Raw genomic sequence first — 22631 nt, 5'->3', positions numbered from 1 at the left:
TACCAGCCCGTCGCGGCCCCGCGCGCCCACGGCTCGGGGCCGGACGCCCCGGCTCTCGCGCACGGGACCATTGCTCCGTTCTGTCGGGCTGACAGGCGGAATGCGGCTGTCGAGACGGCAGGCACGGAGAGGACACCGGTACGGTCGCCACCCGCGACGCATCCCTCCCGAAGGGCCCGGTCCGATGCTCCACACACGCACCACCCCCGCCGCCCGCCGCCGCCTGTTCCGCGAGCAGCTCGCCTCCGGGCGGCTGCTGCGCGTCCCCGGGGCGATCAACCCGTACTCGGCCAGACTCATCCAGCAGAACGGCTTCGACGCCGTCTACCTCTCCGGCGCGGTGCTGGCCGCCGACCTGGGCCTGCCGGACATCGGCCTGACCACCTCCACCGAGATCGCGGCCCGCGCCCAGCAGGTCACCCGGGTCACCGATCTGCCGGTCCTCGTCGACGCCGACACGGGCTTCGGCGGGCCCGTGAACGCCGCCCGAACCGTCCAGCTGATGGAGGACGCCGGGCTGGCCGGACTGCACCTGGAGGACCAGACTGACCCCAAGCGCTGCGGCCACCTCGACGGCAAGTCCGTCGTCCCCCGCGAGGACATGGTCCGCCGGATCCGCGCCGCCGCCGACGCCCGCCGCGACCCGGACTTCCTCCTCATGGCCCGCACCGACGCCCGCGCGGTGGAGGGGATCGGCGCCGCCGTCGACCGTGCGAAGGCGTACGTGGACGCGGGCGCGGACGCGGTCTTCCCCGAAGCCCTCGCCGGGGAGGCCGAGTTCGAGGCCTTCCGGAAGGCCGTCGACGTGCCCCTCCTCGCCAACATGACCGAGTTCGGCAAGGGCCCCCTCCTGGACACGGCCGCACTGGAGGCCCTCGGCTACAACATCGCCCTCTACCCCGTCACCCTCTTCCGCCTCGCGATGGGCGCGGTGGAGGACGGACTGCGCACCCTCGCCGCCGAAGGCACCCAGGAGTCCCTGCTGCCCCGTATGCAGACCCGCTCCCGCCTCTACGAGGTGCTCGGCTACGCGGACTACACCGCCTTCGACTCCGCGATCTTCGACTTCACCCTCCCGCCCGGCACCTGACCGGCCGGCCGCCCGCCATCCGCACGCCCTCCGCCGGGGTGCGTGCGGGGTCGTGGGCGTGTCATGCCCGTGCGGCGGAGCGCGGCGCGATAGATCAGACGGGACCCTCGCCCCGCCCGACTCCGCCCCGGAGGTCCCATGTCGCACAGCGGTGCGCCCCGCGCCGACGTTCCGCGTGAGGCCCCGGAGCGGGCGCCGCTCGTTCTCGGGTCCCTGATCACCGTCGCCGCGGTGGCCAACCTGAACCTGTCGGTGGCCAATGTGGCGCTGCCCGCGATCGGGAAGGCCTTCGATTCCTCCCAGACCTCACTGAACATGATCGCCGTGGGCTACTCCCTCGGCCTGGCCGCTTCGGTGCTCTATCTGGGCGCGGTCGGCGACCGCCACGGACGGAAGCTGCTGCTGCTCCTCGGCATCGCCCTCTCCATCCCCGCCTGTCTGCTCGCCGGGTACGCGCCGAACGACACCGTCCTCGCGATGGCCCGGATCCTCGGCGGGCTCTCGGCCGGCATGGCCTACCCGACCACCCTCGCGCTCATCACCGCCCTGTGGGCGGGCCCGGGGCGTACGAAGGCGATCGCGCTCTGGTCCGCGCTGGGCGGCGGCATCTCCATGCTCGGGCCGGTGATCGCGGGCGCGCTCCTCGAACGCTTCTACTGGGGCTCGGTGTTCCTGGTCACCCTGCCCCTCGCCGTGATCGCGCTGACCATGGCCCTGGTGTTCGTCCCCGCGCACGCCAACGAGTCGACCGAACCGGTGGACAACCTCGGCGGCGTCCTGTCCGTCCTCCTGATCGCGGGACTGGTGCTGGCCATCAACTTCGCCGCCGTCCCCGGCGAGGGGCCGCTGGTCATCGGCCTCGCCGTGCTGGCCCTGGTCGCCGGGGTGGGGTTCTTCCTGCGCCAGCGCCGGGCGCCCAACCCGCTCTACGACCTCCACATCGCCGGCCGCCGCACCTTCTGGGTCGCCGCCTGCGCCGGGATCATCGTGTTCGGCTCCATGATGGGCTCGGCGTTCGTCAGCATGCAGTACCTGCAGAACGTCCTCGGCTACAACCCGGTCGAGGCCGGCGCCGCCATCCTCCCCCTGGTGGTGATGATGGTGCTGGTGGCACCCCGGTCCGCGAAGCTGGTCGAGACGCGCGGCGCCCGGACGACCCTGCTGATCGGCTACGGGTTCCTCTTCCTCGCCTTCGCCTGGATGCTGGTGTTCTGGGACGAGGACAGCCGCTACTGGCAGATCGGCTTCGCCTACGTCCTCATCGGGATCGGCGCCGGGCTGGCCGGCACGCCCGCCTCGCACTCGCTGACCGGATCGGTGCCGGTACGCCGGGCCGGCATGGCCTCGGGCACCGCCGACCTGCAACGGGACCTGGGCGGGGCCGTCATGCAGTCCATCATGGGCGTCCTCCTCACCGCCGGCTACGCCTCGGCCTTCAACGCGGCGATCGCCTCCTCCGCCGAGGCCGAGAACGTGTCGGACCAGGTGCAGAGCGAGCTGACCAAGTCCTTCGCCTCGGCCGGCCAGGTCGCCGAGCAGCACCCCCAGTACACCGACCGGATCGTGGCGGCGGCCCGCGAGTCCTTCCTCCACGGCGACGACTGGGCCTACGCCGTCGGCCTGGTCGCGGTCGCCCTGGGCGCACTGCTGATCTTCTTCATGTACCCGCACCGGGACGCCGAGCGGGCCCTCCTGCGGGGCTACTACGAGGATGACTCGGCCCCCGCCGGGCCGGGCCCGGGCTCGGCCTTCTGAGCGGGGGCCGGCCGGGCGGGACGGCGGAGGAACCGCCCCGGGCCCTACGCAGGGGATGGTCTACAGCGGGCCGAGGAGGGCGCTGCGGCCGGCTGACCAGGCCGTGGCGATGTGCTCGGACAGGCGGTCCTCCAGCAGGACGGTGGCCGCGCAGCCGAACGCGATGTCGGCCTCCAGGCCGGGCTCGTCGGCGAGGAGGCCGCCGATGACCTCGCGGCGCACCAGCTGCTCGTGGACGGCGTCGGCCTCCACGTGCTCGGCGTAGAAGCGTTCCGCCGCCGCCCCGGCCCCGCACCGCCGCATGGCGTTGGCCAGGCGACGGGAACCGGGGGAGGAGGTGGTCTCCACACAGCCGAAGTGGCCGACGAGCGCACCGCGCAGCGCCCGGTGCAGCCCGAAGAGCGACATCAGGTTGACGGTGGCGAGGAGGGGCGCGGGGGCCCGGTCGAGATAGTGCCCGTAGGCGGGATCGAGGCCGAGGTCCACCATCAGGTCGGCGAACAGCCGCGCGTGCACGTTCTGGGCACGGCCCGCGCCGAACTCGTCGTACTCGACGGCCACCATCGCGGCCTTGGCCCGGCCGGTGAGGCGGGGGACGACCCAGAGGTGCGGGTCGGCCTCCTTCAGGTGGTAGAGGGAGCGCAGCGCGGCGTACTCGCGCAGTTGCCACAACTCCCCCTCCTTCTCCAGGAAGTGGCCGAGGCCACCCTCGGCGGGGTCCACGGGTTCGACGAGGAGCGGGGCGAAGGCTTCGCCGACGGTCCGGGCGGCGCCGGCGAGGTCGGTGCGGAGGGCGTGCAGGAAGCGGTCCTCCAGCCGGCGGCGCAGTCCCAGCAGCTCGGGATCCCACTCCCGGTCGTCGGGAACCCCGTGGAAGCCGCGGTAGTGCAGCTCGTAGAGGAGGTAGAGGGAGAGCTGGAGGTCCTCGCCCCAGGGGTCCGCCCGGAGGACGGCGTCGGGCGCGTACCGGGGTGCGGTGCCGTCCCGCAGCGCCTCGACGACGGTGCCGGAGAGCATGCCTCGCCCTTCGGCCAGGCGGGGCCCGGACGCGAGGCTCACGGGGGACGGGCTGGGCGGGGTCATGAGGGGCTCCTCTCCGCAGGGGGCGGGTCGTTGCGTACGCGGGGGCGGTGGCTGGTGTCGCACCACGGATAGCTGCGGCTGCGGCGGCAGGTGCAGATCGCGACCATGAAGCGGTCGGAACGCACCCGGGTGCCGTCGTCCAGGACGATCTCCACCGGGCCCTCCACCAGCACCGGGCCCTGCCGGTCGACCATCACCGTGCGGGCCTCCGCCACCACGGGAGCACCCGGAGGCGGGCCCGGGACCGGGGTCTCGGGCGGGGTCGGGCGCTCGGCGCCGTCAGAGGTACCGGGCACGGAACACCACCAGCTCCTCCAGTTCCGGGGCCTCGCCCGTCAGCCCCTGCTGCCGCAGCCATGCGCGGCGGGAGCGCAGTACCGGTCCCCAGGGCACCAGCACCCGGGCGACGACCTCCGCGGTCAGCCCCGCGTCCGCCATCCGGGCGAGGGTCCGCGAGGTCCCGCACATGCCGGAGTGCACCAGGAGCAGGACGCCGCCCGGGCGCAGCAGGGCGGGGGCGCCCGCGCAGATCCGGTCGACGACCGCCCGCCCGTCGCGGCCGGCGTCCCAGGCGCGCTCCGGCCCCCGGCCCGGGAGCCCGGCCGCCGGCGCGGGCACGTACGGCGGATTGGAGACGACGAGGTCGAAGCGGCTGCCCGCGACCGCCGAGGCGAAGTCGCCGCGGACCACGCGCACCGGCAGCCGCTGCCGGGCGGCGTTCAGCCGGGTCGTGGCCACGGCGCGCCAGGAGACGTCGGAGGCCGTGACCCGGGCTCCCCGCCGGGCGGCCTGGAGGGCCAGCGCGCCGGTGCCCGTGCCGATCTCCAGCACCTCCGCGCCGGGCGCCAGACGCTCCCGGGCGAGCGCCTCGGACAGCACCATGGTGTCCGCCTGCGGCCGGTAGACGCCGGGCAGGGCGATCAGCCCGTCGGACAGGGGGACCGGGAAGAAGGTCGTGGTGGTCATGGGGTACCTCCGGTCCGTGGGGAGGGGAACTGTTCCCGCGCCGACATCAGCGGTGGTCACCCGAGCCCGGGGCCTCGTCGGGGTCCTGCCAGGAGTCGCGACGGGCCTCGGCCTGCGGGGGCTGCCCGGCCGGTGAAGTGCCGGGGTCCTCGTTGCGGGAGCGGCGCCGGGCCCCGTACCAGAACGCCGCGATCAGCAGGACGACCACGACGAGTCCGGCGAGGAGCATCAGCAGGGACGAGGAACCTTCGGCCGCGAGGGGCGTGGATGCGAACATGCACGGCGCCTACCCGCGATCAGCGGTCCTGCACAACCTGCGGAGCAGGACATTCCCATTTCCCGTTTCCCGGCGCCGGGCACGTGCAAGGAGCACCGGACCGGGGAAGGCGCGTCGGGGACCGGACACCTGCGGGATGCGAGAAGGGACGGACACCATGGCACGACCGAGGATCGTCGTCGTCGGCGCGGGCTTCGCGGGAGTCGCCTGCGTACGACGTCTGGAGCGGACCCTGTCACCCGGGGAGGCGGAGATCCTGCTGGTCACTCCGTTCTCCTACCAGCTCTATCTGCCGCTGCTCCCGCAAGTGGCCTCCGGGATGCTCACCCCCCAGTCGGTGGCGGTGTCGCTGCGCCGCAGCCGCCGCCACCGGACCCGGATCGTGCCCGGCGGAGCCGTGGGCATCGACACCGCGGCCAGGATCTGCGTCATCCGGAAGATCACCGGTGAACTGGTCGACCAGCCCTACGACCACCTGGTGCTGGCCCCGGGCAGCGTGACCCGCACCTTCGACATCCCCGGCCTGGCGGAGCACGGCCGCGGCATGAAGACCCTCGCCGAGGCCGCCCATCTGCGCGACCACGTCATCGCACAGCTGGACCTGGCCGACGCCTGTGCGCCGGAATCGGCGGAACGGGCCTCCAGGCTCGGCTTCGTCGTGGTCGGCGGCGGATACGCGGGCACCGAGACGGCCGCCGCGCTGGAGCGGCTCACCGCGAACGCCGTCGGCCGCTACCCCCGGCTGGAGCGCCGCGAGATCCGCTGGCACCTCGTCGACATGGCCCCCCGGCTGATGCCGGAGCTCGGCGACCGGCTCGGCCGCGCCGCCCTCGACGTACTGCGCCATCGCGGCGTCGAGGTCTCCCTCGGCACCTCGGTGGCCAAGGCCGGACCCGAGGAGGTCACCCTCACCGACGGGCGTGTGCTGCCCTGCCGCACCCTCGTCTGGACGGCCGGTGTCACGGCCAGCCCGCTCATCGCCACGCTGGGCTCCGAGACCGCGAAGGGCGGCCGGCTCGTCGTCACCCCCGACCTGCGGGTCCCGGGAGCGGACGGAGTGTTCGCGCTCGGCGACGCGGCCGCCGTGCCCGACCTCGCGGGCGGCGGGGACGGCACCGTCTGCCCGCCCACCGCACAGCACGCCGAACGCCAGGGCAGGACGGCCGCCGACAACCTCGTCGCCACCCTGCGGGGCACACCGCTCCGCCCGTACGTCCACAAGGACCTCGGACTCGTCGTGGACCTCGGCGGCCGGGACGGCGTCGCCCGGCCGCTCGGCATCGGCCTGCGCGGGATGCCCGCCCAGGCGGTGGCCCGCGGCTACCACTGGGCGGCCCTGCGCACCGGGACCGCGAAGACCCGGGTGATGACGAACTGGCTGCTCAACGCCGTGGCCGGCGACGACTTCGTCCGCACCGGCTTCCAGACCCACAAACCCGGCACCCTGCGCGACTTCGAGTACACGGACCGGTACCTGACCCCCGAGCAGCTCCGCTCCCGCACCGCCGCCCGGGAGGGATGACCGAGGTCCCCGGCGGATCCGGACCACCGCGAAGGTTTCGGACCCGCCGACGAGGTAAGGCGCCGCGTATGGTGCGAATCGGATACACGATGATGACCGAGCAGGCCGGGCCGAGGGAACTGGTGTCCCACCTCGTGGGCGCGGAGCGGGCGGGATTCGACTTCTCCGTCGTCTCCGACCACTCCTTCCCCTGGCTGGAGTCCCAGGGGCACGCACCCTACGCGTGGAGCGTCCTGGGTGCGGCGGCGCAGGCGACCTCCCGGATCCCGCTCATGACCTACGTGACCTGCCCGACGTTCCGCTACCATCCGGCGGTCGTCGCACAGAAGGCCGCCACGATGCAGATCCTGTCCGAAGGCCGGTTCAGACTGGGCCTGGGCTCGGGCGAGAACCTGAACGAGCACATCGTCGGAGCCGGCTGGCCCGCCGCCCACGTACGTCTGGAGATGCTGGACGAGGCGGCCGGCATCATCCGGCGGATGTTCGCCGGAGGGTCGGTGACCCACCACGGCACGCACTTCGACGTGGACGACGCCAGGCTGTGGGACCTCCCCGGGACGGCACCCCCGATCGGGATCGCGGTCTCCGGCCCCCGCTCCTGCGAGATCGCCGGCCGGCACGCCGACCTCCTCATCGCCACCGAGCCGGAGAAACGGCTCCTCGACGGGTTCGACGCGCACGGCGGCGAGGGCAAGCCGCGGATCGGCCAGCTGCCCGTCTGCTACGACACCGACCGGGACGCGGCGGTGGCCCGGGCACACGAGCAGTTCCGCTGGGCGCTCGGAGGCTGGAAGGTGAACTCCGAACTCCGAGGCCCCGCCGGATTCGCGCAGGCCTCCGCGCACACCCGGCCCGAGGACGTCGCCGAGGCGATCCCCTGCGGCGACGACCCGGACGCCTTCGTCGACGCGGTACGCCCCTACGTGCGGGCGGGGTTCACCGAGATCGCCCTGGTCCAGATCGGCGGCGACCGGCAGGAGCCGTTCCTGGAATGGGCCGAGACCGCGCTCCTGCCCGTACTACGGGACCTGTGAGTGGGCCGCGCCCATGGACCGCGCAGCCCTCTTCGACGTGGACGGCACCCTCGCCGACACCAACCACCTCCATGTCGTGTGCTGGTGGGAAGCCCTGCGCCAGGGCGGACACCGGATCCCCATGCACGCCGTCCACCGGGCGATCGGCCTCCCCGGGGAGGACCTCCTCCCCCACCTCCTCGGTGAGCAGGGCCGCGACCGTGCCGGGGACCAGCGGCTCAGCACCGCCCACGACGTCCTCTACGCCACCTACTTCGACCGGCTGCCCGCCTTCGAATCGGCCGCGGAGCTGCTTCGCGCGCTGGCCGGGGAAGGCTGGACGGTCCTGCTGGTCACCTCCGCCAAGGACCGGGAACTCCGCGCCCTGCGCGCGGCCGTCGGCGCGGACGACGCCATCGCCGACACCTCGACCTCCGAGGACGTCGAGCACGGCAAGCCCGCACCCGACCCCGTCGAGCACGCCCTCGCCCGGGCGGGAGTGCCGCCCGGGCGCGCCGTGTTCGTCGGGGACTCCGTCTGGGACATGAAGGCGGCCGTCCGGGCCGGCACCACCGCCGTGGGGCTGCTCTGCGGCGGCATCCCCGGCGAGGACCTCGTAGGGGCCGGAGCCGCGGCCGTCTACCGCGACCCGGCCCATCTGCTGGCCTCCCTCGCCGACAGCCCCTTCGCCACCGGCCGAGGGTAGGTCGGGCCCGCCCGCCGATCCCCACATGGATCGGCGGGGTGCGGGCAGACGCCTGCCGAGAAGGGCCGTGAGCCGGTCGACCGAGGGTACAGAGCCATGGGCGGCGAGATGAGAAGTGTGGGTGTGGAAGAGGAGCTGCTGCTCGTGGACGAGGCGAGCGGCGCCCCGCTCGCCGTGTCCGGAGCGGTGCTGGCCGCCGCGGACCGCACGGTGTGGCGGGAGGGCCGCGGGAACGGTGGGGCGGACCACGAGTTCACCAAGGAACTGCACAAGGAGCAGCTGGAGTTCGCGACGAAGCCGGTCACCGAGATGGGCGAGCTCCACGAGGAGATCGTCCGGATCCGCGGCGAGGCGGCCCGGCATGCCGCGACCGCCGGTGCCATGGTGGCCGCGGTGGCGACCTCGCCGCTGCCGGTGCAGCCCTCGCTGAACGCCGGACCGCGCTACCGGTGGATGGGCGAACGGTTCGGACTGACCGCGCAGGAGCAGCTCACCTGCGGCTGCCACGTCCATGTGTCGGTCGCCTCCGACGAGGAGGGCGTGGCGGTCCTGGACCGCATCAGGCCCTGGCTGGCCGTGCTGACCGCGCTGAGCGCGAACTCGCCCTTCTGGCAGGGCGAGGACAGCGGATACGGAAGCTATCGCAGCCGGGTGTGGAACCGGTGGCCCTCGGCCGGCCCGGTGGACGCCTTCGGCTCCGCCGACCGGTACCACGAACAGGTCCGGGCGATGATCGACACCGGGGTCCTGCGGGACGAGGGCATGGTCTACTTCGACGCCCGGCTGTCGGCGAACTACCCGACGGTGGAGATCCGGGTCGCCGACGTCTGCCTCGACGCCGCCACCCCCGTACTGCTCGCCGCCCTGATCCGCGGTCTGGTGGAGACGGCCGCCCGGGACTGGCAGGACGGGCGGCCGCCGGCCCGGACCGGCACCAGCCTGCTGAGACTGGCCTCCTGGCGGGCCGGCCGGTCCGGGCTGGACGGGCCGCTGCTGCATCCGGAGACCATGCGGGAGACCTCGGCCGAGGACGCGGTCGACGCCCTCCACCGGCACGTACGGGAGGCACTGGAGCAGCACGGGGACGCCGAACGGGTCCGGGAGGGCCTCGCACACCTGCACGAGAAGGGGAACGGGGCACGCACCCAGCGCCGGCTGTACGCCGACGGGCGGGACCTGGCCTCCGTGGTCACCCGCTGCGCCGAACTGACGACCGGCACCTGAAACGGCCGTCCGACCGCCCGGAGCACGGCATCCTGGACCTTCCCCCGCACACGCAAGCACGCAAGCACGCAAGCACGCAAGCACCAGGGCCGGGCGGTCCCCGCACCCACCCCGGCCCGAACCCGGGAGCAGCACATGGGCGCCACGCCTCGCAGGGGCCGCCAGGACGACGGAGTCCACGGCGTGCCCGGTCCCGACACCCTGTTCGGGCCCGAGGCCCTGTTCGGTCCGGAGGACATCGACACGGGGCGGGAGCGGCCCGCCCGCGCGGCGGCCGGCCCGCTGTTCCGGGACTCCCCGGCCGCCCGCCGGCTGCTCTCGGTCCGCGAGATCCGGGCCGAGCCCGCCGCCGCGGCCTCCCCGCGCGGCCGGCAGGTCCTCGCCCGCTTCCCCGACGCCCAGGTCCTCCCGGTCGACTCGCACTGGAGGATCCCGGACCTGCACGGGAACGCCGGGAACGTCGACCGGTGGGTGCGCGTCAAGAGCGAGGTCCTGGTCCTGGGGGAGCGGAAGACCCTCACCACCCGGCCCAACGGCCGCTCGGCGGACTGGATCGCGCCCGGCCCCGCCAACGGCTGCGCGATGGCCTGCGCCTACTGCTACGTACCGCGCCGCAAGGGGTACGCCAACCCGATCACCGTGTTCACGAACATCGAACGCCTCATCGCCCACCTCGCCCGGCACATCGCCCGGCTCGGACCCAAACCGGAGCCGAACCAGTGCGACCCGACCGCCTGGGTCTACGACATCGGCGAGAACAGCGACTGCTCCGTCGACGCCCTGATCAGCGACAACATCGCCGACCTGGTCGCGTCCTTCGCCCGCTGGCCCACCGCCAAGGCCTCCTTCGCCACCAAGTTCGTCAACCCGGACCTGCTCCTGCTGGACCCGCGCGGCCGGACGCGGGTGCGCTTCTCGGTGATGCCGGAGGCCGACTCCAGGCTCCTGGACATCCGCACCAGCCCGGTGGCCGACCGGATCGCCGCCGCCGGGGACTTCCTGGAGGCGGGCTACGAGGTCCACTTCAACCTCTCGCCCGTGGTCCTGCGCCCCGGCTGGCAGCAGGACTGGGCCCTGCTCCTGCGGCAGATGGACGAGGTCCTGCCCGCGGCGGTGAAGGACCGGGCAGCCGCCGAGGTGATCATGCTCACGCACAACGAGGACCTGCACCGCCTCAACCTGGGCTGGCACCCGCGCGCCGAGGAAGCGCTCTGGCGCCCCGAGCTGCAACAACCCAAACGCTCCCAGAACGGCAGCTGGAACGTCCGCTACCGCGACGGGGTCAAGGCCGAGGCCGTCGACGCCCTCCGCACCCTCGTCACCACCCACGCACCCTGGCTCCGCATCCGCTACGCCTTCTGATCCCGCGAAGGCCCGGCTCCCGGCCGGGCTTCCGGCCCGGTTCCCGGCCCGGAGAGGTGGTAGACGGCGTAGGCGCGGTCGATCACCGGCATCGCCACGTTCCGGACCCGGATCCCGCCCGCCGTCATCCCGTGCTCGGTCCCCGCATGGGCGTGCCCGTGCACGGCGAGGTCGGCCCCCGCCCCGTCCATGGCCTCCGCCAGCAGATAGCTGCCCAGGAACGGATAGATCTCCAACGGCTCTCCCGCGAGGGTGTCCGGCACCGGGGCGAAGTGGGTGAGCGCGATCCGCAGTTCGCTGCCCCCCTCCTCCCGCAGCTCGCGCAGCGCCCGCCCGAGCCCGTCCGCGCACCTGCGGGTGTACCGGATGAACGCCTTCATCTCCGGCTCGCCGAACTCGCTGCCGCTGCGCCCCGCGAACCCGCCGCAGAAGCCCTTGGTGCCCGCGACCCCCACCGGTGTGCCGTCGACGTGGACGACGACCCCGCTGCCCTCCAGCACATGGACCCCCGCCGCGGTGAGCTCCTCCGCGACGGCCTCCTCCTGGTCGCTCTCGTAGTCGTGGTTGCCGAGCACCGCGATCACCGGCACGCCCAGCCCGGCCACCTCCCCGGCGACCACCCGGGCCTCGTCACGGGTGCCGTGCCGGGTCAGGTCACCGGCCAGCAGCAGCAGGTCCGCGCAGTCCCCGAGGGTGTCGAAGGCCGGCCGCAGGGACCCCGCGCTGCCCGGCCCGAGATGGATGTCCCCGACGGCCGCCACGCGGATCATGAGAGCTCCTCCGCCCGCCCGGGCGGTGCCGACCGGCAGATCCTCAGGTCCTCCCGCCACTCCAGGCCCTCCAGTTCCTCGGCCGCCAGCCGCAGGACCTCCGCCCGGCACTCCGGGCTGGAGACGCTGCCGGAGACCACCGCGGCGGCACCGTGCACCTCGATCCGTACGCCGAGCTCCGCGAGCTCCTCGCGGGCCAGCCGGTCGCGCAGGTGCTCGATGCGGTACTCCACCATCGTGTCGTGGGATGTCATGCCGTCTCCTCCTCTTCCCCCGCCGGTCCGGCGAGACCGGTGGGCCCGGAGCCCCCGCGGGTCCGGCCGCCGATGACGTCCAGCCGCTCCAGCAGGTGGAGGAATGCGTCGGCCAGCGGGGCGTCGCGGTGGTCGCGGTCCAACCGCGCCCAGTCGATCTGCTCCCGCAGCATGCGTGCCATCGGGAGGAGGTCTCCGAAGTCGCAGTAGTGCTCGCAGAGCGCGGACAGCCGGCTGTCCATGAGGTCGGTGGGTGCCAGTACGGGCATCCACACCGAGTCCACCGCCTTGACGTCGGCCCGGTCCAGCAGGGCGGTACTGACCGGCCGCCGGGCCAGTTCGAAGATCAGGTCGATCTCCTCCCCGCCGGAGCGGCCCTTGACGAGCCAGTCCTCGGGGGCCCTGCGCATCTCGATCCCACCGTCTTCCAGCGCCTTGATCGCCGCCTCGGCGTCCTGCGGGCGGACACAGAAATCGGTGTCGTGCTGGAATCCGGCCGGCAGGCCGTGCGCGAACGCGGCCACGCTCCCCGCCAGGGCGAACGGCAGGCCGGATCTCTTGAGGAGGGCGGCGACCAGTTTGGTGGTCTCCAGGATCGCCTGCGTGTGGTCCATCGGGAGGGGCTCACCGTCGCCGTGCGCCACGGGGACGGGATCCAGGCATGCTGTGCCGCTCGGCGGCTTCACCGGGGTCATGGAGTGCGCGTACCCCGTCGGCCTCCGTGAAACCTCCGCCGGACCGGGGTGGTCGGTGCTGAGCTTCATACGAGCGCCGGGCGGAGGGCGAACAGCTCGCGGGTGCCGGTCAGGTCCAGCACGCGCTGTGCCTGGCCGGGGGTACCGGCGAGTTCGAGGGTCCACTCCTCGTCGATGGCGCGGGCGCGCAGCGCGAGGAGGACGTGCAGGGCGCTGGTGCCGACGAACGTCACCCGGGCGAGATCGAGTACGAGGGTCCGGCCGGGCAGGACGAGGGCGGCCAGGGCGTCCTCCAGCAGGGGGCAGGTCCCGTAGTCGATGTCACCGCTCACGGACACCACGATCCGCTCGGACCGCTCGGCCGTATGGGCCGCCGCGGAGGCGCCGACGGCCGGCCCGGTGACGTCGACGGCGAAATCGTTGAGGCCCATGGGCGGATCCGCCGTTCGCATCGGAGCCCGGCACGGCCGCCCCCCCCTGGTGTCGCGGCGCGGGGTGGCCGGACCAGGCTGGTTGATACCTCGCGTATGCCCCGTCCAGGGCACCGCAACCAGTGGGGCCGCCGGGACACCGGATGCGCGGCCGCTGGCCGATCTCTGGTCTGGACCACAGGAAGCAGGCGTCACAGACTGGCCCGATGAACCCCTTGAGGATCACCCCGTGAGCGTGTCCCGGGCCGGCGAGCTGCCGCTGCACCGCCTGGAAGTCCCGCTCCCGCACCTCCTGCCCTTCGCCATCGGATCCTTCGACTCCATCGGGCCGCTGTCCCGCGCGAACTTCCCGCACCGGCACGCCTTCTACGAGATCGTCCATGTCACCGGCGGCCGCGGCACCCATGTCCTCGACCTCGCCCACCGGCCCCTGGACCCGCCCCACCTCTGCGTGATCACCCCCGGCCAGGTCCACCACTGGGAGGACGCCGACGGGCTCACCGGCCGGGTGATGCTGTTCAACGAGGACTTCCTGCTCTCCCACCCCGACGACGCCACCGCACTGGACCTGCTGGCGAGCCGCCCCTGGCTGACCCTCCGCGGCCACCAGGACGGCATCCCCGACCTGCTCGCACAGATGGAGGAGGAGTACCGGAACCTGCGCCCGGGCTACGCCGGGGTGCTGCGCGCCTACCTCCACATCCTGATCGTCCGGGCCCTGCGCAACGGCGAACCGGGCCCGGGCCGGGCGCCCGCCGCAGCCGGGCGGGCCGCCGAACTGGCCGCCGCCTTCACCCGGCTGATCGCGGCACCGGGCGGTACGGAGTCCTCCGTGGCCTCCTGCGCCAAGGAACTCGGCGTGTCCGTAGGCCACTTACAGGCCCGGGTGAAGGAGGCCACCGGTCAGACCCCGGGACGGCTGATCCGGCGTCGGCAGACGCTGGAGGCCAAACGGCTGCTGGCCCGCACCGATCTCACGATCCGACAGGTCGCCCGGGACAGCGGCTTCGCCGATCCGGCCTACTTCTGCCGGTTCTTCCGCCGCGAGACCGGCCTCAGCCCCGGTGACTACCGGGCGGCGATCGGCCGGGGAGCCCAGCCGGAGGCCGGAGGAATTCACCACGATCCCCGGATCCCGTCCATCGCGGCCGCCGCGGAAGGAACCGTAGGTTGACGCCGACGGGGCCGGACGACCCAGTGGGCGCCCCGGCCCGGGCCGCGCCCCACCGCGGACCGGTGGTCCGGCCCCGTGCACCGCCCCACCCATCCCCCGCCTTCCCCGCCCCACGAGTGTGAAGGAGCCGTCCCATGCCCAGCCCCGAAGACCAGGGACCCGATCCGTCGGCGCTGCCCGGCGGACACACCCCCGCGGCCCCCGGCCCCGCCCCCGACGCGGCCCCGGCCACCCGGCAGACCCGGCTGACCCGCAAAAACTTCCTCAAGGCCGCCGCCTTCGCCGCCGCCACCCCGCTGCTCATCGGCGGCGGGGTGGCCCTGGCCCGCGACCGCCGCGAGGCCGGTGCCCTGCTCGAACTGACCCCGGCCTGCGACGACGGCGACCACCCCACGGTGCCGCAGACCGAGGGCCCCTACTTCAAACCGAACTCCCCGCGGCGCACCTCCCTGGTGACCGTGTCCACGCCCGGGACCCGGCTCACCGTCAGCGGCTACGTCTTCGGCCGGGCCTGCCTGCCCGTCGCGGGCGCCCTGCTGGACTTCTGGCAGGCCGATGTGAACGGCGCGTACGACAACACCGGATTCGCCTTCCGGGGCCACCAGTTCACCGACGCCCAGGGCGCCTTCCGGCTGTCGACGATCGTGCCCGGGCTCTACCCCGGACGCACCCGCCACATCCACGTCAAGGTGCAGGCCCCGGGCCGGCCGGTGCTGACCACCCAGCTGTACTTCCCGGGGGAACCCCGCAACGCCACGGACTCGATCTTCGACGCCCGGCTGCTGATGAACGTCCGGCAGGTCGGCCAGGCGAAGGAGGGCACCTTCGACTTCGTCCTGGACGTGCCGCAGACCCCGTCTCCCTCACCCTCGCCCACCACGACCTCACCCGGCCCGAGCACCCCGCCCGGCGGCACCTGGGCGGCCGGAACCACCTACCGGACGGGCGACCGGGTCACCTACGGCGGTTCGGCCTACACCTGCCTCCAGGCCCATACGGCCGCCCCCGGCTGGGAACCCCCGAACACCCCGGCCCTCTGGCGCCGCGCCTGAGGGCTGCCGCCGGCCGCGTCCGCGGGCGGAATCCGACCCCGCCCGCGCGGGCGGGGTCGGGGCGGTGCGACTCTGGAAGGAAGTCCGGAGGGGAGGGGCGAGGAGGCGTGCGGTGGCTGCCATGGACTCGCTGGTGCTGTTCGCCCCGTTCCTGGTGCCCGTGATCAGCGGGCTGGTGGGCGGGGCCAGCCTCCTCATCCGCGACCGCCGCGAGGCGCGCGGCGCCGACCACCACTACCGCCGCCGGCTGGAGCGGGCCCAGCTGGAGATCCAGTTCATCAACGGCTGGATCCAGGCCAAGGAGCGGGCGCCGACCGACGGCCCGCCCCCGGACCCGGAGCCGGGCCGCTGGCTGGACGACTGCTACGCGTCCGTCCGCCGTGCCAAGGAGCAGTCGGGAAGCCGCAACCCGGCGGGGCCGGTATCGCTGCGGCGCCTGCTCCTGCTGGGGGAGGTGAGCGGCCCCGCCAAGAGCATCCGCATCGCCTACTGGATCGTTCTCGCCCTCTCCAACGCCGCCCTCGCATGGTGGGTGAACGCGCTGATCTCCGGTGTGCCGGACTTCGTGCACGAGGAGGGGGTGGCGGAGTCCGACGAGATCGGTTCCTTCCTGGTGGCGGCGCTGCTCCTCTTCGCGCTGGCGGCCGTCCTGTGGGTGGGGACGGTCCACCTGGGCGCGGCGGAACCGGAGCAGGTCTACCGCAAACGCATCGACTCCGACGCCTGGGTGGAGCAGGAGCGCCGGAGGCGCGAAGCCGTACGCGCCGACGCCAAGCCGTCCTGACCTGGCCGGTCAGGTCAGGAGCTCCACGTATCCGTCGGTCCCGTGCACCCGGATCCGCTGTCCGTCCCGGATCAGCCGAGTCGCTCCGTCCACCCCCACCACGGCCGGCAGGCCGTACTCCCGGGCGATCACCGCGCCATGGGTCATCACCCCGCCGACCTCGGTCACCAGCCCCGAGATCCCCACGAACAGCGGGGACCAGCTGGGGTCCGTGAAGGGCGTCACCAGGATGTCGCCCGGTTCGAGGTCGGCCGCCGCGATGTCCCGTACGACGCGGGCCCTGCCCTCGACGGTCCCGGTGGACACCGGTACGCCGGTCAGCGCGCCCTCCGGGACGTCCTCGCGCCGGTACGACCCGTTGAGGGCCTCACCGTCCGAGGTGAGCACCCGGGGCGGGGTGAGCGCCTGGTGGGAGCGGAACTCCTCCTTGCGCCGCTCCACGAGCCCGGAGTCCACCCGCTGGGTGCGCACGGCCTCCCGGAGCTCCTGGAAGGTGAGGTGGAAGGCGTCCTCGGGCTCGGCCAGCACTCCGGCCCGCACCAGGCGTCCGGCTTCGGCCAGCAGGGCCTGCTTGTAGAGGAAGGTGCGGCTGACGATGCCGTACTTCGGGTACTCGCGGTAGCCGATGAAGGTGCGGACCCGGTCGATCATCCGCTTGGTCTCCTCGGCCCTCCGCTCCCCGTCCGGCAGGGCCCGCAGCCGGGACAGCACGTCCTGCTCCTTCGCCCGGGCCTTCTTCAGGCCCTCCTCGAACTGCCGTCCGGCGGCGCCCGGCGTGAAGTTCCTGACGTTGTCGAGGATCGCGGGCACCAGCGCGGTGGGGCGCTCCCGCCAGCGCGGCCGGGTGATGTCGATCTCGCCGACGCACCGCATGCCGTACCGGTCGAGGTACGCCTCCAGGGCTCGGCGGGCCGCCGCTCCGCCCGGGACCTTGGCCAGTTCCTCCAGGAAGTCCCCGTCCGGGAGGCCGTCGGCGGCGGTGCTCCGCAGGAACGCCACCACCTCGGGCAGCGGGCGGACGAGGTCCGCGACGTCCAGCAGTTCCAGGCCCATCTCCGAGGTGATGTTGTCGGGAGCGGACAGTGTCAGGGTGTCCGCCGCGTTCTTCTCACCCAGAAGTTCCAGCAGGGTGTCGTTGAGCCACCAGCTGGCCTCCATCCCCGCCATGATCACCTGGAGGTTCAGCGGATCCCCCAGGACCCGCTTGTGCTCCTCGAAGGCCTCCAGCAGGAAGTCGAACAGCGCGGGACCCGACTTGGTCCGGATCTCGCGTTCCAGGGCCGCGACGGAGGCCCGGCTGCGCTCGATCAGCGCGGTGACGACGGCCGGATCGGTCTCCACCGGGGTGGGGGAGGGCCGCCCGGACCCGGCCCCGGGCCCGGAGACGCCCCCGGGGCCGGCCGTGGCGGGTGCCGGGATGAGGTCCTCGCGGGCGAGGACGGTCTCCAGTGCGTCCCTGACCAGCGGATCGCCCTTTCCCATGGCGTCCAGGAGACCGGCCCGGCTCGCGGGGGCGGCCAGGCGTTCCGTCACGTCGACGAACAGCCTGCCGCCGGCCTCGTGCATCGGCACCATGGCGGTCTGCTGCCACATGGACCAGCCCAGGGCCTTCATGGCGTCGGTCATCATCTGGCCGTGGCCGACGGAGACGTAGACCCGGTTCCGCCCGACGTCATCCCCGCCCCCGGCAGCGGGCACCGGCACCGGGACGGGGGCGGGCACGGGGAACAGTGTGGTGATCGGGCGGCTCTGGACGATCCGGAACCCGTCGTCCACCAGGCACCATTCGATGTCCTGCGGGCGGCCGAACTGCGCCTCGATGCGCCGCCCGAGCCGAACGAGCCGCAGGACCTGCGGGTCCGTCAGCGCGGGCTGCCCCTGCTGCCCCGCCGCCACGGCGACCTCCTGGGTGCCGCCGGCCGGCCGGGCTCGCAGGGCGCGGGACTTCGCCGCGATCGTCCGGCCGACGACCGCTCCGTCCCGCACGGTGAAGACGTCCGGGTTGACCAGCCCGGAGACCAGGGCCTCGCCTAGACCGAGGCCGGCGTCCACGGTGGCGAGGGTCCGGTCCCCGGTGACGGGGTCGGCGGTGAACAGCACCCCGGCCGCCTGCGGGACCACCATCCGCTGCACGACCACGGCCATGTGGACCGTACGGTGGTCGATGCCGTGCTGCCGGCGGTAGGCCACCGCCCGTTCGGTGAACAGGGAGGCCCAGCACCGGCTGATGTGCCGCAGCACCTCCGCCGGACCCACCACGTTGAGATAGGTGTCCTGCTGGCCGGCGAAGGAGGCCGTCGGCAGGTCTTCGGCCGTGGCGCTGGAGCGGACCGCCACGGGGGTCCGCCCGCCGAGCCCGTCCCGCTCGCCTAGCCGGCCGAGCGCGCCGGTGATCTCCGCCGCGAGGTCGTCCGGGACGGTGACGCCCTCGATGGTCCGGCGGATCCGCTCGCTGAGGGAGCGGATCGCCTCCCGGTCGTCCGGGGCGACCCGGGACAGGCGGTCGAGCAGCTCGCCGACCGACGGAGCCGCGGCAGCCACCACCCGCCGGAAGGCCTCGGTCCCGACGCAGAAGCCGTCGGGCACCCGGACGCCCTCGATCCGCGTCAGCGCACCCAGCTGCGCACCCTTGCCGCCGACGTCGGCGCCCCGCGTCTCGTCGACCTCGCCGAGTCCCCACACGTACTGCCTGGTCACCGCGACACCGTCCACTCTCGTCGAAACCGCCGGCCGAACCGCGGCCGACCTTGACACCACTCCCCGTTCCCGGTCCTTGCTTCCGCGTTTCCGCAGGTCGGGGGTGGGAGCGATGATTCTGCGGCAGGACGGGGGCCTTGTGGCAAGCCCCCCTGCGCGCTATACCTTGACAGTGGCAGGGAGATCCCTCTCCTTGCCTTTGCCATGTGCCGACCACGGTCCGGCGATATCCGACATTCGGGGCTAGCCTGACAAGGCGGTGCCCTGAAGGGGCTGCCGACCGACCGGAAGGCCTGAACATGGACCGACCCGTTCTCGTGGGTGTGGACGGCTCTCCGGCGGCCATTTCAGCGGCCCTGTGGGCGGCGCAGGAGGCTTCCTTCGCGGGCGTGCCGCTGCGGATGCTCGCCGTCGGCCATCCGGTGCCCGTCATGCTGCCGGTGGACGAGGCCAGCCTCGTCCACGTCGGTGTGCGCACCCGGGACTGGCTGGCCACCACGGCCGACGCCGTCCGGACCGCGCACCCCGGGCTGGAGATCCTCACCGACACCGCCCAGGGCGTCGCGGCCACCGAGCTGCTGCATGCCTCGGCCTCGGCCGGTCTGCTGGTGCTGGGGGTCGGCGACGAGGTTCCCGGCGGGGTCCTGCGGCATCCCGTGGCCCTGCTGGGCACGACGGCCGACCGGGTGGTCGCCCGGGCCGAGGTCCCGGTGGTCCTCGTGCACGGACCGGGATCCGAGGCCGCCGCCCCCGCTCCTGCCCCCGCCTCGGCCGCCGGGCCTGCCGCCGGTCCGGCCCCGGTACGCGGTGGTGAGGTCGTCATCGGCATGGATCCGGCCGGGGACCCCGCCGAGGTACTGGAATTCGCCTTCGCCCGGGCCCGCGAACGGTCGGCGACCGTCCACGGGATCCGGGTCTGGCACCCCGTCCCCGGCAACCCGGTCCCGGTCGGAACGCCGTCCGCACCGCCCGGCGTCGACGACACCCTCCGGGGTATCGAGCACCAGCTCGACGTCGTCCTCCGGGAGGCCGGGCAGGCCTACCCGTCCGTGCCCGTGCGCAGTTCCGCCATCCCCGCCGGAGGCACCTCGGCCACCCTCCTCCAGGCGACCCGGGACGCCGGGCTCCTGGTGCTCGGTCACCGGCTGCACCGGCACTTCCGGTCCCTGGGCCACACCGACCACGAGGCCCTCCACCACAGCCGCTGCCCCGTCGCGATCGTCCCGCACTCCTGACCGGCCTCGGCCCCCACGGAAAGGTGCCCTCCCCGCAGGGGGAGGGCACCTTCGCGCGCCGTCAGGGGCGGGTCAGATCCGTTCGGACCCCGCCGCGTCCGGGCGGGACCTCAGCGCCAGGCCGGCGAGCACGGCGACCGCACCCGCGCAGAGCACCGTGGCCGGTCCGGCCCAGTCGTACGGGCCGCCTACCGCCCGTTCCAGAGGTGCGAAGGCGACGATCCCGCCCACCAGGTGCAGGGTCACCACGGCCAGCGCCGCCACCGCCACGCCCCGCCAGACCGGCGCGGTGTCGCGCACCGCCAGCAGCACGCCCGCGCCCAGGCAGAGCACGAACACGGCCAGCGGCAGCACGATCCCCGATCCGGCCGTGGGCAGCGCCCCCGGATCGCGCGGCAGGTGCACGACCCCTACGAGCAGCAGCGCGGCCGCGGCGGGCCAGCGCAGCAGGTGCCGCAGGGCACCGCCGGCCCGGTCCGGGCCAGGACGGCCCGCCGGTTCGGACCACCCCGTCCGGCGTATCGGCGGCTCCGCTTCGGGCCGGGAGGAGGCCGGCCCCGATCGCGGTGGGGCCGTCCGCCGGTCGCGGCCGGAGGCGGCGGGGGCGGATCCGGCCGCCGGGCCGGGCTCCGGGTCGGGGTCGGGGTCGGGACCGAGGATGCTGACCAGCAGGGCCACGTCCTCGACGGACCTGCCCACGGCCGCGGCGCGCAGGGTGACGGCGGTCTCGACCCCGTCGTGCCGGTTCTCGCCCAGCAGGGCGATGATCCGCTGCACCTCGTGGACGGGCCGGGTGACCGCGGCCGCGCGGAGCGCCTCGTGCCCCGGGTTGGGGAGTTGACCGGTGCGCGCGAGCAGGTCGACCAGCTCGATGAGCTCCTCCACGGGCCGGCAGGTCGCCGCGGTGTCCAGCAGGGTCCGTACCGACCCGCTCTGCTCGGACCGCGCCTCCACCGCTGTCTGCGCCTGTGCGCCCGCCTGCGCCTGTGGCTGCGCGGACGCTTCCGGTGGTGGCGGGGGTGCCGCGACCTGGTCGGCGGCCGGTTCGGTGGCCGGTTCGGCGGCCCGTACGGCCGCGTCGGCCGGGGCTGACGCGGCCGCCAGGGCTGCCGGGTCCGGCGGGAGTGCGGATTCCGGGGGCGCGACCGCCTCCGGTGCGCCGTGTGGGTGCGGGGCCTGGTCCGGACGGGGTGCGTCCGGCGGGGGCGGGCCGTCCGTCGGCAGGGGGCCGCCGGTCGGGGCCTGTGCTGGGGGAATTCCTTCGCGGTCGTGGGGTTCGGTGGCCGCGAGGGGGCTGGGGTGATTCATGGAAAGCTCCGTTCGCCGACACACGGGTCTACGCTTCGCGTGCCGGTCATCGTGCGTTACGGGAAGCGCACGTCTTGTTACATTCAGCGGCACTCCGGGCTGCTGCGCCATTCGGGGCAGGCGAACGGGGGGTCCCCTCAGGGGCAGGAGTCGGGCGGACGGGGTGCCGTGTCCAGGGTCTGCCGCAGGTGGGCGGCCTCCTCGTCCAGCTGGTGGAGGAGGGCTTCGAGGGCCGGGGTGCGGGTCCGTCGGGCGGCCTCCGTCGTGCCGACCGTGCGGCCCACCGACGGGAGGTCCACCGGCAGGGCCGCCAGGCGTTCGTCCTCGCGCAGCACGAGCTCGGGCAGCAGGGCCACCATGTCGGTCTGGAGGAGCAGGGCCCGCATGGTCAGGATCGAGGTGCATTCCACCCGGTCCGCCGGGTAGACCAGGCCGCGTTCCACGAAGAGGGCGCCGAGTTCCTGCCGCAGCGCGGTCTGTTCGACCGGCAGGATCCACGGGTACTCCAGGGCGTCCGTCAGCGTGACCGGCCCCCCATCCGCACCCGTGTCCGCACTCGTGTCCGCACCCGTTCCCGCCCCCGATCCTGCCCCCGTGCCCGCCCCCGTGAGCGGATGGCCCGCCCGTACCGCCAGCATGATGCGCTCCCGGTACAGCATGCGCTGGTGCAGTCGGTCGCCCTCCTTCGGGGCGGGGCCCACCCTGCCCACGATCACGTCCAACTCGCCGCCCAGCAGGGCCGGATGGAGCACGTCCAGGGTTCCCTCGCGGACCACCACGGTCAGCCGGGGCCGCTCCCGTTTCAGGCGGGCGACCGCGCGGGGGAGCAGGACGTTGGCGCCGGCCAGGAGGGTGCCGACCGTCACCGTGCCCTCGTGGCCCTGCCGGAGGCCTTCCAGGTGCTCGGCGGCCCGGCGGACCTCGGTGATCACCGCCCGGGCGTGACCGGCGAGCGCCTCCCCGTAGACCGTGGGGCGCATCCCGCGGGGCTCGCGGACGAACAGCGGCAGATCGGCGATGGCCTCCAGCTCCCGCAGCGTGCGGGTCGCGGCGGGCTGGGTGAGGTGCAGGCTCTCCGCGGCCCGCGCCACGCCGCCGTGCTGGACGACGGCGAGCAGGAGGGTCAGGTGCCGGAACTTCAGCCGGCCGTCCAGCAGGTCCAACAGAGCCGTTCCTTCCGGGGGGTGGTGCCGGGAGGGCATGAGCATCCCATACCGGAATCGATATGGGAAC

At 73.8% G+C, this 22631-nt stretch carries 22 protein-coding genes; 11 read left to right on the top strand and 11 right to left on the bottom strand.

Going from position 1 to position 22631, the window contains the following annotated elements; all coding sequences use genetic code 11:
* The first annotated feature begins 184 nt into the window (after positions 1-184).
* Both prpB and ACZ50K_RS19020 read left to right on the top strand, forming a co-directional pair.
* Positions 185-1090: a methylisocitrate lyase gene (prpB, locus tag ACZ50K_RS19025; RefSeq protein ID WP_468904230.1), complete on the top strand. Its 906-nt coding sequence runs from the start codon at positions 185-187 to the stop codon at positions 1088-1090.
* 138 nt (positions 1091-1228) lie between these two features.
* Entirely contained in the window at positions 1229-2845 is a 1617-nt protein-coding gene (locus ACZ50K_RS19020; RefSeq protein ID WP_468904228.1) for an MFS transporter, read from the top strand.
* 60 nt (positions 2846-2905) lie between these two features.
* Here the strand turns inward: ACZ50K_RS19020 and ACZ50K_RS19015 are convergent, their stop codons facing one another.
* From ACZ50K_RS19015 to ACZ50K_RS19000, 4 genes are all read right to left on the bottom strand, one after another.
* Positions 2906-3928 (bottom strand): iron-containing redox enzyme family protein, encoded by a 1023-nt coding sequence (locus ACZ50K_RS19015; RefSeq protein ID WP_468904226.1) that lies wholly within the window; start codon positions 3926-3928, stop codon positions 2906-2908.
* Positions 3925-4122 (bottom strand): CDGSH iron-sulfur domain-containing protein, encoded by a 198-nt coding sequence (locus ACZ50K_RS19010; RefSeq protein WP_468904713.1) that lies wholly within the window; start codon positions 4120-4122, stop codon positions 3925-3927. The genes ACZ50K_RS19015 and ACZ50K_RS19010 overlap by 4 nt, the downstream gene beginning before the upstream one ends.
* An 85-nt stretch (positions 4123-4207) precedes the next feature.
* Complete coding sequence (locus tag ACZ50K_RS19005; RefSeq protein ID WP_468904223.1) at positions 4208-4894, bottom strand: HemK2/MTQ2 family protein methyltransferase; 687 nt, start codon at positions 4892-4894, stop codon at positions 4208-4210.
* Between the two features lie 46 nt (positions 4895-4940).
* A complete protein-coding gene (locus tag ACZ50K_RS19000) occupies positions 4941-5171 on the bottom strand; it encodes a DUF6479 family protein (RefSeq protein WP_468904221.1) in 231 nt (76 codons plus the stop codon).
* 157 nt (positions 5172-5328) lie between these two features.
* Between ACZ50K_RS19000 and ACZ50K_RS18995 the strand changes: the two genes are divergently transcribed.
* The 5 genes from ACZ50K_RS18995 (at position 5329) to ACZ50K_RS18975 (ending at position 10998) form a co-directional block, all read left to right on the top strand.
* Complete coding sequence (locus ACZ50K_RS18995) at positions 5329-6693, top strand: NAD(P)/FAD-dependent oxidoreductase (protein WP_468904219.1); 1365 nt, start codon at positions 5329-5331, stop codon at positions 6691-6693.
* Positions 6694-6761: 68 nt separating this feature from the next.
* Positions 6762-7727 (top strand): LLM class F420-dependent oxidoreductase, encoded by a 966-nt coding sequence (locus ACZ50K_RS18990; protein ID WP_468904217.1) that lies wholly within the window; start codon positions 6762-6764, stop codon positions 7725-7727.
* 13 nt (positions 7728-7740) lie between these two features.
* Entirely contained in the window at positions 7741-8412 is a 672-nt protein-coding gene (locus ACZ50K_RS18985) for an HAD family hydrolase (protein ID WP_468904215.1), read from the top strand.
* Positions 8413-8520: 108 nt separating this feature from the next.
* Positions 8521-9636, top strand: a complete 1116-nt coding sequence (locus ACZ50K_RS18980; RefSeq protein ID WP_468904213.1) for a glutamate--cysteine ligase — start codon at positions 8521-8523, stop codon at positions 9634-9636.
* A gap of 135 nt (positions 9637-9771) precedes the next feature.
* A complete protein-coding gene (locus ACZ50K_RS18975; protein WP_468904211.1) occupies positions 9772-10998 on the top strand; it encodes a spore photoproduct lyase family protein in 1227 nt (408 codons plus the stop codon).
* Here the strand turns inward: ACZ50K_RS18975 and ACZ50K_RS18970 are convergent.
* From ACZ50K_RS18970 to ACZ50K_RS18955, 4 genes are all read right to left on the bottom strand, one after another.
* Positions 10986-11768, bottom strand: a complete 783-nt coding sequence (locus tag ACZ50K_RS18970; protein ID WP_468904210.1) for a metallophosphoesterase family protein — start codon at positions 11766-11768, stop codon at positions 10986-10988. The two genes, ACZ50K_RS18975 and ACZ50K_RS18970, sit on opposite strands and share 13 nt — an antisense overlap.
* Entirely contained in the window at positions 11765-12022 is a 258-nt protein-coding gene (locus ACZ50K_RS18965) for a hypothetical protein (RefSeq protein ID WP_468904208.1), read from the bottom strand. Before ACZ50K_RS18965 ends, ACZ50K_RS18970 begins: the two co-directional genes overlap by 4 nt.
* Positions 12019-12636, bottom strand: a complete 618-nt coding sequence (locus tag ACZ50K_RS18960) for a nucleotidyltransferase family protein (RefSeq protein ID WP_468904207.1) — start codon at positions 12634-12636, stop codon at positions 12019-12021. Before ACZ50K_RS18960 ends, ACZ50K_RS18965 begins: the two co-directional genes overlap by 4 nt.
* A 146-nt stretch (positions 12637-12782) precedes the next feature.
* Entirely contained in the window at positions 12783-13148 is a 366-nt protein-coding gene (locus tag ACZ50K_RS18955) for an STAS domain-containing protein (RefSeq protein WP_468904205.1), read from the bottom strand.
* Positions 13149-13377: 229 nt separating this feature from the next.
* On the opposite strand from ACZ50K_RS18955, the gene ACZ50K_RS18950 reads away from it, so the two are divergent.
* The 3 genes from ACZ50K_RS18950 to ACZ50K_RS18940 all read left to right on the top strand — a co-directional run bounded on the left by ACZ50K_RS18950 (position 13378) and on the right by ACZ50K_RS18940 (position 16158).
* Entirely contained in the window at positions 13378-14322 is a 945-nt protein-coding gene (locus ACZ50K_RS18950; protein WP_468904203.1) for a helix-turn-helix transcriptional regulator, read from the top strand.
* 134 nt (positions 14323-14456) lie between these two features.
* On the top strand, positions 14457-15374 hold the full coding sequence (locus ACZ50K_RS18945) for a dioxygenase family protein (protein WP_468904201.1): 918 nt from the start codon (positions 14457-14459) through the stop codon (positions 15372-15374).
* A 112-nt stretch (positions 15375-15486) separates the two neighbouring features.
* Positions 15487-16158, top strand: a complete 672-nt coding sequence (locus ACZ50K_RS18940; protein WP_468904199.1) for a hypothetical protein — start codon at positions 15487-15489, stop codon at positions 16156-16158.
* Positions 16159-16167: 9 nt separating this feature from the next.
* On the opposite strand, the gene rph is transcribed toward ACZ50K_RS18940, so the two are convergent.
* Complete coding sequence (gene rph, locus ACZ50K_RS18935) at positions 16168-18855, bottom strand: rifamycin-inactivating phosphotransferase (RefSeq protein ID WP_468904198.1); 2688 nt, start codon at positions 18853-18855, stop codon at positions 16168-16170.
* Between the two features lie 299 nt (positions 18856-19154).
* Here rph and ACZ50K_RS18930 point away from each other — a divergent pair, with 299 nt between their 5' ends.
* Positions 19155-20090, top strand: a complete 936-nt coding sequence (locus tag ACZ50K_RS18930; RefSeq protein WP_468904196.1) for a universal stress protein — start codon at positions 19155-19157, stop codon at positions 20088-20090.
* Positions 20091-20162: 72 nt separating this feature from the next.
* Here the strand turns inward: ACZ50K_RS18930 and ACZ50K_RS18925 are convergent, their stop codons facing one another.
* On the bottom strand, positions 20163-21398 hold the full coding sequence (locus ACZ50K_RS18925) for a hypothetical protein (RefSeq protein ID WP_468904194.1): 1236 nt from the start codon (positions 21396-21398) through the stop codon (positions 20163-20165).
* Between the two features lie 137 nt (positions 21399-21535).
* A complete protein-coding gene (locus ACZ50K_RS18920) occupies positions 21536-22561 on the bottom strand; it encodes a LysR substrate-binding domain-containing protein (RefSeq protein ID WP_468904192.1) in 1026 nt (341 codons plus the stop codon).
* Between the last annotated feature and the right edge of the window lie 70 nt (positions 22562-22631).

It is taken from the genome of Streptomyces sp. NPDC033845 (assembly GCF_055576225.1).
Note: the sequence above shows the minus strand (reverse complement) of the source record. Positions and strands in the feature narration are given on the sequence as shown.